This is a genomic window from Comamonas sp. 7D-2 (assembly GCF_022749555.1).
Taxonomy (GTDB): Bacteria; Pseudomonadota; Gammaproteobacteria; order Burkholderiales; family Burkholderiaceae_C; genus Comamonas; species Comamonas thiooxydans.
Genome location: NZ_CP094238.1, coordinates 2,576,628 through 2,590,038, shown reverse-complemented (window position 1 = coordinate 2,590,038; position 13,411 = coordinate 2,576,628). Strand labels below are relative to the sequence as shown.

The 13,411-nt window shown below is 62.1% G+C and carries 10 protein-coding genes; 2 read left to right on the top strand and 8 right to left on the bottom strand.

Annotated features, from left to right (window positions below; translation table 11 throughout):
- Nucleotides 1-15: 15 nt before the first annotated feature.
- From MPZ60_RS11885 to MPZ60_RS11865, 5 genes are all read right to left on the bottom strand, one after another.
- On the bottom strand, nucleotides 16-2,196 hold the full coding sequence (locus tag MPZ60_RS11885; protein WP_034352507.1) for an MFS transporter: 2,181 nt from the start codon (nucleotides 2,194-2,196) through the stop codon (nucleotides 16-18).
- A 5-nt stretch (nucleotides 2,197-2,201) separates the two neighbouring features.
- Nucleotides 2,202-2,750, bottom strand: coding sequence for a TetR/AcrR family transcriptional regulator (locus MPZ60_RS11880; RefSeq protein ID WP_034352504.1), 549 nt, complete (start codon nucleotides 2,748-2,750; stop codon nucleotides 2,202-2,204).
- 85 nt (nucleotides 2,751-2,835) lie between these two features.
- Nucleotides 2,836-3,753 (bottom strand): pseudouridine synthase, encoded by a 918-nt coding sequence (locus MPZ60_RS11875; RefSeq protein WP_034352501.1) that lies wholly within the window; start codon nucleotides 3,751-3,753, stop codon nucleotides 2,836-2,838.
- Between the two features lie 85 nt (nucleotides 3,754-3,838).
- Complete coding sequence (locus MPZ60_RS11870) at nucleotides 3,839-4,834, bottom strand: tripartite tricarboxylate transporter substrate binding protein (protein ID WP_034352596.1); 996 nt, start codon at nucleotides 4,832-4,834, stop codon at nucleotides 3,839-3,841.
- A gap of 29 nt (nucleotides 4,835-4,863) precedes the next feature.
- Nucleotides 4,864-5,979: an aryl-sulfate sulfotransferase gene (locus MPZ60_RS11865; RefSeq protein ID WP_034352497.1), complete on the bottom strand. Its 1,116-nt coding sequence runs from the start codon at nucleotides 5,977-5,979 to the stop codon at nucleotides 4,864-4,866.
- Nucleotides 5,980-6,092: 113 nt separating this feature from the next.
- On the opposite strand from MPZ60_RS11865, the gene MPZ60_RS11860 reads away from it, so the two are divergent.
- Both MPZ60_RS11860 and MPZ60_RS11855 read left to right on the top strand, forming a co-directional pair.
- Complete coding sequence (locus MPZ60_RS11860) at nucleotides 6,093-7,043, top strand: LysR family transcriptional regulator (RefSeq protein WP_034352495.1); 951 nt, start codon at nucleotides 6,093-6,095, stop codon at nucleotides 7,041-7,043.
- A gap of 279 nt (nucleotides 7,044-7,322) precedes the next feature.
- Entirely contained in the window at nucleotides 7,323-9,536 is a 2,214-nt protein-coding gene (locus MPZ60_RS11855; RefSeq protein WP_034352492.1) for an AsmA family protein, read from the top strand.
- Between the two features lie 183 nt (nucleotides 9,537-9,719).
- Here the strand turns inward: MPZ60_RS11855 and MPZ60_RS11850 are convergent, their stop codons facing one another.
- The 3 genes from MPZ60_RS11850 to MPZ60_RS11840 form a co-directional block, all read right to left on the bottom strand.
- A complete protein-coding gene (locus MPZ60_RS11850; protein WP_034352489.1) occupies nucleotides 9,720-11,270 on the bottom strand; it encodes a methyl-accepting chemotaxis protein in 1,551 nt (516 codons plus the stop codon).
- 279 nt (nucleotides 11,271-11,549) lie between these two features.
- Nucleotides 11,550-12,338 carry a crotonase/enoyl-CoA hydratase family protein gene (locus tag MPZ60_RS11845; protein ID WP_034352486.1) on the bottom strand — a complete coding sequence of 263 codons (789 nt, stop codon included), beginning with the start codon at nucleotides 12,336-12,338 and terminating at the stop codon, nucleotides 11,550-11,552.
- A gap of 31 nt (nucleotides 12,339-12,369) precedes the next feature.
- A complete protein-coding gene (locus MPZ60_RS11840) occupies nucleotides 12,370-13,407 on the bottom strand; it encodes an acyl-CoA dehydrogenase family protein (protein WP_034352483.1) in 1,038 nt (345 codons plus the stop codon).
- Nucleotides 13,408-13,411 lie beyond the last annotated feature (4 nt).

Below are 13,411 nucleotides of genomic sequence, written 5' to 3'. Positions count from 1 at the left end.
CTCAATCTCTTGCTGTTATCGGTTTGAGTTCCTTGCCTGGTGACCGGAGCCACCCCGACCGCCATCACCGGCCGCAGGGCTGCTGCGGGCGTTCTTGTCGATTTCCTGCTCCAGCTCGGCCTCGAGCTCGAGCGCCTGGGCGTTGTCCTGCAAAGGGTCGCGGCTGGCCAGCACGGCCTGCTCACGGGTCTCGGCCGCCTGCGCGGCGGCGGCAAGCCGCCTGGCCTCGGAACCTTCGATCACCACGGTCCGCGCCGGACTGGCGGATTCGGTCCGAGCGCCCTCTTCCACATCGCCATAGGCATCGGTGGCCGTGGGCTGCACCACCACCGTGACACGCTGCGATACATCGGGCTCATGAGCGCTCGCTGCCCCAGGTTCTGCAACCGGCGCCACCGAAGGTGCGCGCTGAGGCGTACCGTCGGTCCCGGCGGCTGCCGCCACCTGGTTGCCGCTTTGCCGTGTCATGGCGCGCACCATGGCGGCAGCCTGGCGCACGCGCGCTGATGCTCCCAGGCTCCAGAGCAGATACAGCAAGGCGATGGCGGCCGTCAGCGCAAACACATCGTTATAGGCCCTGACATTGGCTTCACGCCGCACGATCTGCGACAGCTGCAGCGCTCCCTGGTTGGCGCGCATGGCGGGATCGGGCGTCACCCTGCCGTAGATCTGGTTCTGTATCTTGAGCCGCTCGGCCACCACGGGGTCGGTCGGGTCTATCTGCGCCACCAGGGCCACGGAGTAGATCTGCTCGCGGTAGGTCTGGTAAGTGCTCAGCAAGGCCGAACCCAGCAAACCGCCCATGGCCTGGGTCATGGAGATGGTGACCACGGCGGTGAGCATGTGGTTGGCGCCGAACTTCAGTCCCTGGATGATGCCGGTCAGCATCAGAGGGCCCATGAAGACACCCGAGCCCACCGCCAGCAGAAACTGGCTGAAGAAAAAGTCCGAAGGACGGTCCACACTGCTGCGGTGGTGATCGAGGAACGCGGCCACGGCAAACAGTGCAATCGCCACCACAATCTGCTTGCCCATATTGGGAACACCAAAAGTGATAGCAGATAGCGCAATACCTATAATCGTTCCAAGCAAAATTACCATGAATAGCGGTTGCATCTGGTCGGATGTCATGCCCAGCGTGCGCATCAACCCAACCACGCCGTAACTCTGCTCGGCCGTGAGAAAGCGCAGCAAGATGGCTCCGATCACGAAACGGATCGTCGGCATCTGCGCGAACCAGCGCGTGTGGAACATGGGGTTGGCACGATGGTGTTCGATGTAAAGCGCGACGCTGAGCAGCGCGATCGCCGCCACCAGCATCCAGGCCAGCCCCGGCGTATCGAACCACCAGCGCGAGTAGCCCTGGACCAGCACCGCAATCAACAGGCCCAGACCCGGCACCATCAGGCTGAAGGTGACGAAGTCCAGCTTCTCGAAGGTCTTGATGTACAGGCCCGAGGGCAGCTTGAGCAGCACCACGGCGGCAAAGGACATCAGCGCCAGGCCAGCTTCAAACAGATAGAGGTTGTGCCACTCGCTGTTATAGAGCAGACCCGGCGACAGAATCCAGGCCAGCGGCGTGGCCAGCTGGACCACGCCCACGCCGATCACCAGCATCTTGAGCACATAGGTGCGCGGTGCCGACTGCAGCATGTAGAGCGTGCTCAGCGAGGAGCAGGTCGCCGCTGCCAGGCCGCTGGCCGCACGCAGCAGAATCAGGCTGTCGTAGCTGCCCAGCAGCAGATGCAGCACGCTGAGCGCCGCGTAGCAACCCAGGCCGATCTCGGTGAACAGGCGCATGCCGAACTGCTGGCGGAATTTGTAGACCAGCAGATTGGCCGTCATATTGAACATGACGTAGGCGCCCGTCAGCCAGGCAGCCTCGACCGAGGTCAGCCCCAGCTGTCCCTGAATCGTGGGCAGATTTGCGGTGAACAAGGCATTGCCCAGACCGCCGGTCAGCCCGACCAGGACCGCAATCAGCCCATAGCAGACGCGGATCCAGGGCTCGTGATGGGGCATGGCCGGCGAGCCGGGCAGCGCGGGCTTTTCATGCTCGGCCCAGTCCGGCGGGCGGCGCAGCAGGATGACGGGCCCCTGCGGAATGGCTGGAGAAGCTGAAGCCTGGCTGCTGGGAGGTTTCGGGCCTTCTTGATTGGCTTGAGCCCCACTGGCTTGTGCTGCAGCTTGACTCATAAACCTCAGGCCTTGATTCCGTCCAGAATGATTTGCAAGGCACGACGCGCCAGTTGCTTGCGTTGGGCAGGTGTTTCGCCACGCAGGGCACCGCCCAGCATGCCGAACACCAGGGACAGATCCTTGGCGTTCAAGGCCTGCTTGCACAGGCCCTTGGCCACCGCACGCTTCATGGGCTCTTCGAACACCAGCCACATCTGCTGGCGCGCATGAATGACTTCTGCATCGCTCTGGTCCACCGTACGCCAGTAGTCCACCAGCGTGGCGGAGACGGCGATGCGCTCGCCCACCAGAGCCAGCAGCTTGAAGAAGGCCTGGTCGTCGTCATGCCAGGCGGCTGCGGCGGCGCGGGTCTTCTCGACCGAGCGCTCCAGCAGCGCCAACATGATGGCGCGACGGTCCGGAAACTGACGATACAGCGTGGCACGGCCCACCTGGGCACGCTCGACAATGAGATCCAGGGGTGCGGTCACGCCATGCTCGGCAAACACGGCATCGGCCGCGTCCAGCAACTGGGCGCGGCGTTCGGCGGATGGAGGACGGGTGGTGGACATGGCGCCAATTATCGGACAGTTTTGTCCGATAAATTGCAGAGCTCGGCGTTTCCCCTGCCCTGGCAAGGGTCGGGCAAGACTGCGCTCAGTCGCGCGGCAGCGCCTGCAGGCTGCGCTGGCTGGTGAACTCGCGCCGTTGTCCAGTCAGAGGATCATCAAAGGCCAGGCTGCGAGCCAACAGTTGCAAGGGCCTGGAATAGTCGCCCGGCTCCGGATCATTGACCACGGGATAGAAGGCATCGCCCCGGAGCGGCAGGCCCAGCGCCGCCATATGCACACGCAGCTGATGGCGCTTGCCCGAAACCGGACTGAGCCGGTAGCGCGCCCAGGCACTGTTGTGCTCGATGATTTCCATCAGGGTGCGGCTATTGGGCTCGCCCGCGACCTCATGCATGCGAAAGAAATGCCCACTCTCCTCCATGCGGCTCGCGTGCTCGCGCGGAAAGCTCAGCTCCGCGCGGTAAGCCGCCACGGCCTCGTAGACCTTGTGAATCGCCCTGTCCCTGAACAGCCCCTGATAGATGCCACGTGTGGCGCGCTGCACCGAAAACACCACCAGCCCCGCAGTGTCGCGGTCGATGCGATGAATCGGCGACAGCTCGGGCAGGTCGAACTCGCGCCTGAGCCGCACCAGCAGCGTGTTCTGCAAATAGTGGCCGGCTGGCACCACAGGCAGAAAGTGCGGCTTGTCCGCAACGAGCAGATGTGCATCGCGATGGATGACTTCAGCCGCGAACGGAATCTCTGGCTCGGCCTCCAGTTCGCGATAGTAGTAATAGCGCAGCCCCGGCATGAATGCAGCATTCGGACCGGCCTTGTGTCCCGCTTCGCTGACCACTTGACCGGCAGCCATGCGGCGCAGCCAGTCTGCGCGTTCGACGACAGGCAGACGTTCGCACAGAAAGTCGATCAGCAGCCCCTCGCCCTGGGAGGGCAACACCACACAGCTGGGGCTGACGCCATCGCGCACGGGCAGAACCTTGGGATCGTGGGAGTTATGCATGGCGCGGGATTTTAGTGGCTGGCCCGACTCCTGGCTTTCATGGCCGCATGGACCCTGGTCAGACCATGATGCGACTTCGCACTGACTAGTCTGTTCGGATATTGGCTTTGCGAATGGTGCTCTCCAGAACTCTTTTCTCCTGCTCCAGATAGGCCAGGAACTGGGGATGCCCCATGCGCATGGGCTTGAAGCCCGCTTCCGTCAGTTTTCTGACCATCTCGGGGTCCGCTTGCAGGATCGCGATTTCATCGGCCAGACGCTTCACGATATGGGCATCTGTATGAGCGGGAGCAAGCAAGCCTTGCCAGGCCTCGACCTCCAGATTGCGAAGGGCCGGTGTCTCCGAAAGACTTGGCGCCTGAGGTAACGTGGCCAGGCGCTGGCGGGATGTCACGCCCAGTGCCTTGACCTTGCCCTCCAGGACAAACGGCTGAGCCAGCGCAACAGGCAGCACGGCAAGGTCGATCTGACCACCTGCCAGCTCGGTCAGCACCTGTGGACCAGACCTGTAGGGAACATGTACCAGATCGATACCGGACATTTGCTGAATCAGCTCCCCCGTCAGGTGCAGGCTGGTGCCGATGCCATCGGTGCCCAAGGTCAGTCGCCCCGGTTTCTGGCGCGCAAGTTCAATGAGATCGTCCGCACTGCCTGCAGCAAGGCCCGGGCGTGCGACAAACGCAAAGACCGAAGAGGCCACGGGTGCCACGGGCTTCAACTCATGCAGACCGTCGTAGCGGAACTTTGTCGGCGAGATCATGGGTGCGACCAGCACCGAGCTGGCCACACCGAAGAGCAAGGTATAGCCATCGGGTCTGGCCTTGATGACACGCTGCGTTGCAATGGTCCCCGATGCTCCGACCATGTTCTCGATGATCACGGGCTGGCCCAGGCGCTCAGCCAGACGCGGCATCACCAGCCTGGCGGCCACATCCACACTGCCTCCGGGCGCGAAGGGAACTACCACCGTCAGTGCCTGGGCAGGCCAGGGCTGGGCAGCAGCCTGGCTTGCCAGTGATAGCTGCTGCAGCAGCGGGGCGCCCAGCGCCCAGGCTGCAAACTGTCTGCGTCGTATTTGCATGATGATCTTTCTGCTGGGATTGGAATGGCTCAGCGGGGCAGCCAAGGCAGTTGCTCTGCCTGGTAGCGCCATGTCTGGAACACCGTGTTCAAGCGCCCCGGGCCTGTGCGGCGTGCAGCGGCATCGGGGTACTCGCCAAACCAGGGCAGAATGAATTCCCATACCAGCTCGCCCTGCGGCGTCACCTCAAACAATCGCCCCGTGGCCGACTCCGTGATGTGCGTGTTGCCGTTCCACAAACGTTGCGCGCTGCCCATGAAGGCGGTGTAGAAGGCGTTGACCATCTCGTCCTGGTAGCTCCACGCGATCTCGTGGGAAACAGGATCTATCTCCAGCACACGCGAGAAAGCCACATGGGCTCCCTGGCGGAAGTTGCCGTTGTCAAAGGTCAGGACATGGCCGTTTGCCAGCGCAACCGGAGCATGCTGGTGCGAGACCACCGAAGGTGGGATATGCAGCTTCACCCTGCCGCTGGCCTTGTCCACGCCAATGATTCCCGAGGTCGTGCGCAGACTCATGAGCACTGTTCCATCGGCCGCCATCCCGAGGCCGTTGACCAGGGGCCAGTGATAGCGGCCAAAACCCGGGTGAATGGGAAAGTCCTCAGGCTCCAGATGCTCCCAGGCCTTCCATTCCCAGACCAATCGACCTGTGCGGTCCACTTCCCGGATCACATCGCCGTACATCAGCTCGTCAGCAGCAAGGGAGGTGCCGCCGGGCACCCGTTCGGCAAAGCCCTGTGGAACAGGGGCACAGGCTGCATAGAGCAGATGACCGTTGGGCAACCACTGTGCGTCATGGTGGTGTGTCGGGTCTTCATAGCGCCAGACCACCTCCCCGTCGGGCCTGACCTCGTAGAAATCACCGCCATGCCACATGGACCAGGGTGCGTAAAGATCAGGCGATTCACGATGGTTGCCGTTGTAGCCGAGATTGCCGTTAGGCAGGATGACGGCGTGGCGGCCGGCGCGCACAGGCAGCTTCCACTCATGCGCCACCTGACCGTGGATATCTATGAGGTAGACATGCCCATCGGCCGTCTGGGGGGCGATCAATGTGTAGCCGCCAGCGCTGAGAGTGCTGTCATGAGCGATGAGACCTGTGCCGCGTCGGCGTTGAGTGACCTGGTCAACGGTGGTAGCCATGGGGTTCTTTCTGTGACAGAAGGGATTGATGGCTGCCACTCTAGAAGTTCAGGAGCGTCAGGAATAGCTGATTGTTTTTTAATAGATGTCAGAAAAAACTTTACACTCAGCCCATGCCAGCGATTTCACAGGCCTTTCGATGCTTTGACGAGGTGGCGCGCCGAGGCTCGGTGCGAAAGGCCTCGGCGACGCTGCACCTGACCGCCGCAGCGGTCAACCAGCAGATCCTCAATCTCGAAGCGCAGGTCGGTCAGCCTCTGTTCGACCGGTTGCCCAGAGGCATGCAGCTGACGGTGGCGGGCGAGATCGTGCTGGCAGCAGTCAGGCGCAGTCAGCGAGACTTCGACAATGCCCTGGCCCAGGTCGAAGATCTGAATGCCTTGCGACATGGGCATGTAAGCGTGGGTGTTCCCCACGCGACGGCCGAATACCTCGTGCCTCAGGTGATTGCGGCAATGCATCAACGCTATCCCGATATCACCTTCAGCGTGCGTGCCGGAATCGGTGAAGAGCTGCTGCGCCATGTGGCTCAGGGCGAGATCGATGTGGCCTACTGCCTGCGCCGAACACCTCCTGCCGGTGTCGAGGAGATGCGCTCCTGGGCAAAGCCCCTGGGCGTGGTGATGGCTCCGGACCACCCTCTGCGCATGCGGCCGCGGCTGCTGCGTCTTCGTGACTGCCTGGCCTATCCGCTGATCATGATGACTCCCGACATGGAGTTGCGCAGCATGCTCGAGCGTCTGGGCGACGGTGCGCTGAGCCGGATCCAGCCGATGGTGGAGACCAGCAGCATCCCCATGGCCCGGCGCCTAGTGGCAAGCGGCCAGGCACTGGCCTTCATGCTGCCGGACAATGTGGCGGAAGACATGGCCGCTGAGCGTCTGAGCTGGCGTGCGTTGCACGATGCAGGTTCGCTGCTGCACAGCTGCGCTTATCAGCGCACCGGCTATGCGATGGCAGCCGCAACGGAAATGTTTCTGACCGAGCTGGAACATGCTGCGGACGAGTTGAAGGCGAACTTCGATACCGGTGTTTCCTGGTCCATCGGCAATCTTGCCGTTTGACCGCACAGGATCGGCAAGCATCGGAGACGCACAGCCGCCTCAACGCCAAGGGTGCCTTTGCGCAATGGCGCAGCACTTCACAGCACTTCATGAAGCGCCGCAGCCTTTGTTGCAGATGCTTGCACTCTTGACTCCAGCAGACTTCAGACTGCCACACCGTATCCCGGATCGGTCGCGGCGTCTGAGCTGATCACATGCGGGCAAACCTGCATCAGGCAATTGGATGACGAGGCATTTCACCTATGCGTAATAGCATGTGGCAAAAAGGATGCAACAGCCATGGTCGACTCCACCAGTACTTCAGCCCCTGATTCCACTCGTGCACATCAGCGCCTGACGCGCCACTGGCTGCGCTGGGCGGCCATTGCTATGGCACTGCTGCTGGCCTTGATTCTGGCTGCGGCACTGCTGATTGCCTTCATGGACTGGAACAAGCTCAGGCCATGGATCAATGAAAAAGTCAGCACTTTCGCGGGCCGCGACTTTGCCATCAATGGTGACCTGCAGCTGCAATGGACCTGGCCACAGCCCCTCGATACCGGCTGGCGCCACTGGGTGCCCGGAGTGGTGCTGCATGCCAGCGATCTGACACTTTCGCAGCCCCAGGGCTGGCTGGTTCGACAGGCACCTGAAAAAGTCGATGACAAACAGCCGGTATTGCCTGCGACGCCCAAGGAGCTCAACACCGGTCGCCTGCCCGAGCAAGGCCAGGTAGCGAACGAGAAAAAGACGAGCGTAGATGACGACGACGCCATAGCCGATGCCGGCCGGCAACCGCCCGAACGCGATGCTCGCACCATGATCACCGCAGCAAATGCCACGGCCAGCCTGCGCCTTTGGCCACTATTGGCGCGCCATGTACAACTCGACTCCTTGCTGTTGCAGGCTCCGGATATGGTGCTGGCCCGCAACGACAAGGGCGAGAACAACTGGACATTTGACAAGCCCTCAAGCAGCGGCCCGAAGTGGAGTTTTGAAATAGGCCAGTTGCGCATCAGCGACGGCGTTCTGGGCTGGTCCGACGCCGTCAAGAACATGGCCGTGCGCGCCCGTATCGACACGCTGCGCAGACCGGTCAGCGCCGATCAACCTTATGGTGTGCGCTTCGGCCTCGCTGGCTATCTGCATCAAGGCAAGACCCGCACGCAGATTCGGGCCCAGGGTCTGGCGGGACCGGTACTGGATCTACGCCAGGACAGGCTGCGCTTTCCGCTGCGCATATCGGCCAAGGCCGGCAGCCTGCAAGCGTTTGCCGAGGGGATTCTCGACAATCCCAAGACACTGAACGGACTGGACTTTCAAGTTCAGGTACGCGGCAAGAGCATGGCCGACCTGTTCGAGCTCAGCGGCCTGCTGCTGCCCGCCACTCCGCCGTTCGAGACCAGCGGCCGTCTGATCGGCAGCCTAGCGCCGGGCAAGGCCGTCTGGCAGTACGAAAAGTTTCAGGGCAAGCTAGGTCAGAGCGATTTGCGCGGCGATCTTCAATACCGCTCCGCCCAGCCCCGGCCAAAGCTGACGGCACAGCTGCACTCCAAACAACTGCGACTGGTGGATCTGGGACCGGTCATAGGCGCAGCCCCGTCCGGTAGCCCCGACAAGCCCCAGCCCGTCAACGGCAAGGTACTGCCGCAGGTTCGGTTCCAGACCGAGAACTGGGACAAGATGGATCTCGACCTGCGCTATGAAAGCAGCCATATCCTGCGGCCCGAAGCTCTGCCCCTGCAAAACCTCAGCGTGCATGCGCTGCTGGACAACGGCAGACTCACCCTCTCGCCACTGAAGTTCGGCCTCGCCGAAGGCACGCTGAATATCGATGCCACCGTGGACAGCCATGCCAAGCCCGTTGCTGCCAAACTCAACGCACAGGTGCAGTCGCTCAAGCTCTCCGCACTGTTTCCTACGATTGAAAAGATGAAGAAAAGCCTGGGCCGGCTCGATGGCGCAGTCGCGCTCACCGGACAGGGCGAGTCACTGGCACAGTGGCTGGGCACGGGCAATGGCTCGCTACGCCTGTTTGTACGCGACGGCACTTTCAGCTCGCAACTGCTGGACCTCGCGGGGCTGAACGTAGGCTCCATTGTCATCGCCAAGCTGTTTGGCAGCGACAAGGAAGTTCAGCTGCGCTGTGCCGTGGCCGACTTCAATGTGCAACAGGGCATTGCCCGCCCACGCATGGCCAAGCTGGCCACCACAGAAGCCGTTGTTGAGGCCACAGGCGAGATCAATCTGGCGCAGGAACAGCTCAATCTGCGCATCGTCCCCGAATCGCTGAAGTGGAAGTTCTTTTCATTGCGCACGCCACTTTATGTGCGCGGCAGCTTTGCCAAGCCCGATGTGGGCCTGGAGCCAGGCCCCCTGGCAGCCCGTGCCGGCGCTGCAGTGGCTGCTGCCGTTTTTGCGCCAGCGGCACTGGCACTGGTGCCGCTGACCGTGCCTGCCGCTGACGACGATGTGGACTGCAAGCAGTTGCTGACTCAAGTACGCAATCGCTAATACGGGCAAGCAGCTCACAGCCCGATCTCAGCATCGAGTCCTGGCACACTGCAAAGACTGCAGGCAGCCGCTCGGACGGAATATGGCGGAGGTGCCTCACACCATATTTCATGTCTCGGAGATCAGCAAAGCAAAAGCGGCAACCGCAAGCCCTTCAGCCTGGACTGCGGCAGCGTCACGGAATCAGGCGCTCTTGAGGCGGAAGATGCTGACCATCTGCGACAGGTCGCTGGTCTGCTGCTGCATGGATTGCGCAGCAGCGGTGGACTCTTCCACAAGGGCGGCATTCTGCTGGGTCACCAGATCCATCTCGGCCACCGCGCGGTTGATCTGCTCGATGCCGCTGGTCTGCTCATGGCTGGCGGCGGTGATCTCACCCATGATGTCCGTCACGCGCTGCACGCTGCTGACGATTTCATCCATGGTCTGACCGGCCTGGCTGACCTGCGCACTGCCCTCCTCGACCTTGGTGACCGAGGCCTGAATCAGCTGCTTGATTTCCTTGGCCGCTTCAGCGCTGCGGCCAGCCAGCGAGCGCACCTCCGATGCCACGACGGCAAAACCGCGGCCCTGTTCGCCGGCACGGGCCGCTTCCACGGCCGCGTTCAGCGCCAGGATGTTGGTCTGGAAAGCAATGCTGTCGATCACGCCGATGATGTCGGAAATCTTGCGCGAAGACTGGCTGATGGCGCCCATGGTCTCCACCACTTGCGACACCACCATGCCTCCCTTGACAGCCACATCGGAGGCCGACAGCGCCAGCTGATTGGCCTGACTGGCGTTATCGGCATTTTGCTTGACCGTGGAAGTGAGCTGCTCCATGGAGGCAGCGGTCTGCTGCAAGGAACTGGCCTGCTCTTCCGTGCGCGCAGACAGGTCATGGTTGCCCGCCGCGATCTGGCCCGACGCTGTGGCAATGCTGTCCGTGCCCTGACGCACCTGCCCCACCAGCCTATCCAGACTGGAATTCATATCGTGCAAGGCCTGCATGAGCTGCCCGGTTTCATCGCTGCTGCTCACATGGATCTGAGCCGTGAGATCACCATCGGCCACGCGGCGGGCCACTCCGACCGCATGCTTGAGCGGAGCGGTGATGCCTTGCGTCAGACGCCATGCGCTGACAGAGCCGATGGCCAGAGCCAGCAAGGCCAGAACCAGGAAGTACGTCCTGCTGCTGCTCTCGATCTGCTCCACCTCCGCCGCCTTGGCATCCAAGCTGGCGCGCTGCAGGTTCAGCAGCTCGCCGAGCAGCTTCAGATAGCCCTGGGCGGCCGGCACATAGCTGTTGATCAGCGTGGACTCCGCCTCTTCGGCCATGCCGTCGGCCTTGAGCTGACTGACCTTGTCGCGGCTGGCAATATAGGTTTTGCGCACCTGCATGATCCTGTCCAGGATCTCGCGCTCCGCAGGCTGGGTGATCAGGGGCTCGATCTGCTTGAGCACATTGGCTGTGCTCTTGGTAGTGGCAGCCGCATCCACCGCCAGAAACTGCACCAGACTTGCGTCGCTGCTCTTGGCGATGGCCGTGGTGCGTGCCACCGCCACGCTGACATTGCTGTTCCAGTCGCTGATCAGGCGCTCCTTGGTCAGCGGCTCCTGCATCATCTGCTGCGTGGCCTTGCCCACCGAGTGCAGCTGCCAGATGCCGATAACCGTGATCACCACGGCAAATGCCAACACCACTGCGAACCCCAGGCCCAGTCGGGCACCAATGTTCAGCTTGGTCAATCTCATCGCTTTCATCCATTCCATAGAAAAGTAAATAGCCGGCAAAGCGGCCACTCCGATACATGAAATGGGGCCGACCCGGCAAAGCCGCTTGCTGCATCACTCGCTTAGCGCAAATCGCAACACAATGTAATTAGTATTATCAAGGGATTACGTCGCTGGATTGGCCGACCCGAAACATCAACGCAGCAAGCAAGGCCCTGCTACCTTCGCCAAAACAAGCAAGGGCGCAAAATGCGCCCTTGCTGTCTTTGTTACCTGCTCTGGTTAAGCAAACCTGCCGGCTCATGAGAAGCGGGGAGCCCGCTTCTCGACAAAGGCCGTCACTGCTTCACGATGATCGGCCGTTTTATGGGCAATTGCCTGATACCCGGCCGATATTTCCAGCAGCGAAGCCAGCGTGGCGTTCTGGCCCTCACGCAGCAAACGCTTTGTCATGCGCATCACCCCGCCCGGATTGGCAGCAATCTTGAGCGCCAATGCCCTGGCTGTCGGCAGCAGTTCATCCGGAGGCACGACCTGGCTCACCAGACCACAGGCCAATGCCTGGCCCGCGCTGATCGCCTCTCCCGTGAAAGCCATCTCGCTGGCCTTTGACATCCCCACCACACGCGGCAGCAACCAGGCCCCGCCATCACCAGGAACAATGCCCACGCGAACAAAGCTCTCCGCAAAAGTGGCATTCTCCGACGCAATCCGGATATCGCACATGCAGCTCAGATCCAGACCCGCGCCGATAGCCGGGCCGTTGACGGCGCAGATCACGGGAACATCCAGCTGGTAGAGGGCATTCGGAATTTGCTGAATGCCCTGGCGGTATTCCTCGCGAATCATGTCGGGAGTGAGTGCGTCATCGAAATAGCGCCTCATGTCCTTGACATTGCCGCCGGAGCTGAAAATAGAGCCGGCGCCGGTCAGGATCAGCACCTTCACGCTGGCGTCCAGGCGCACATCTGCGCAGAGCTGCACGAATTCGGCTACCGCCGTATTGCCGGTCAGCGCATTGCGTGTCTCGGGCTGATTCATGGTGACGGTCAAGATACCGCCATCGCGTTCAATATTCAGAAATGCCATGTTCCATGGTCTCCATAGTTGTTGAGCAACTTCAAGCCAGGGCCTCGACATCGGTGATCCGCCGGATCAGATCCAGTGTCACGCCCTCGTGCGACATCAGGGCCTGTCCGGCCAATGCCTGCCAATAGGCTTCGCTGCCGGCCGTCAGACGCCATGCATGCAGTCTGCGGGTAAACAGCTGCAGGTCATATTCCTCGGTGAAGCCAATCGCACCATGAATCGCATGCGCAAGCTCTGTGACCACCAAAGCCGCCTCGCTGCAGCGTGCCTTGGCGACGGCCACACGCAATCTGTCAGGCACAATGCCGTCACCGCTGCAACCGAGCTGAGCCGCCATGCGGGCGGCAAACACATGCTCGCTCATGACTGCCAGCTGATGCTGGATCGCCTGGAACCTCCCGATAGCACGCCCAAACTGCTGACGCTCGTTCGCATAGTGCAAGCTACGCTGGAACACCGCGCGCATGGCCCCCGCCATCTGCGCGGCCACCACGGCGGCCTGCAGGCTCCGGGCATCGAATTGCGGCCTTTGCCGGATGACGCCGGCGGCCCGCAACTGCTCTGGCGACCAGGTCAGCGACGCGTCCAGCGCCATAGCGTGTGGCGCAAGCCCAGCCTGTGACACGCTCAGCAGATGCCAGACCCCGGCTTCTTCTGGCACTTGCACCAGCACCGAGTACGCGACTTGCCCGCCTCGCACCAGCGCGCAATGCAAACCGCCATCTGTCTGCATCGCACCCTGCGCCAGCGCAATGCTGCCGGCCGGGCAGGCCATATCCGCCTGCGCTAGCATGGCCCGCGCCAGCATGGTCTCTCCTAGAGGCAAAGGCAGGGCATGGGCTCCGCACTGCTCCAGCACGCCAAATATCTCACCCAAGCCCAGACCGGCGCCGCCCTCTTCTTCGGCCAGCAAGGCATCGGCCAAGCCGGTTTCCTCCAGCTGCTGCCATAGCCGGGCGACGGCCACCGAGCGGCTACCGGCGCTCTCGATCTCGCGAATCACCTGAGGGGTGCACCAGTCTGCCAGCACCTTGCGCGCGGCATCTGCAAACAAATCGTTATTGCTCATGAAC

Excerpts from the sequence above, each read along its gene's own strand:
- MPZ60_RS11880 (WP_034352504.1), bottom strand. The coding sequence starts at position 2,750 with ATGTCCACCACCCGTCCTCCATCCGCCGAACGCCGCGCCCAGTTGCTG.
- MPZ60_RS11860 (WP_034352495.1), top strand. The coding sequence starts at position 6,093 with ATGCCAGCGATTTCACAGGCCTTTCGATGCTTTGACGAGGTGGCGCGC.
- MPZ60_RS11845 (WP_034352486.1), bottom strand. The coding sequence starts at position 12,338 with ATGGCATTTCTGAATATTGAACGCGATGGCGGTATCTTGACCGTCACC.
- MPZ60_RS11870 (WP_034352596.1), bottom strand. The coding sequence starts at position 4,834 with ATGCAAATACGACGCAGACAGTTTGCAGCCTGGGCGCTGGGCGCCCCG.
- MPZ60_RS11875 (WP_034352501.1), bottom strand. The coding sequence starts at position 3,753 with ATGCATAACTCCCACGATCCCAAGGTTCTGCCCGTGCGCGATGGCGTC.
- MPZ60_RS11855 (WP_034352492.1), top strand. The coding sequence starts at position 7,323 with ATGGTCGACTCCACCAGTACTTCAGCCCCTGATTCCACTCGTGCACAT.
- MPZ60_RS11850 (WP_034352489.1), bottom strand. The coding sequence starts at position 11,270 with ATGAGATTGACCAAGCTGAACATTGGTGCCCGACTGGGCCTGGGGTTC.
- MPZ60_RS11885 (WP_034352507.1), bottom strand. The coding sequence starts at position 2,196 with ATGAGTCAAGCTGCAGCACAAGCCAGTGGGGCTCAAGCCAATCAAGAA.
- MPZ60_RS11865 (WP_034352497.1), bottom strand. The coding sequence starts at position 5,979 with ATGGCTACCACCGTTGACCAGGTCACTCAACGCCGACGCGGCACAGGT.
- MPZ60_RS11840 (WP_034352483.1), bottom strand. The coding sequence starts at position 13,407 with ATGAGCAATAACGATTTGTTTGCAGATGCCGCGCGCAAGGTGCTGGCA.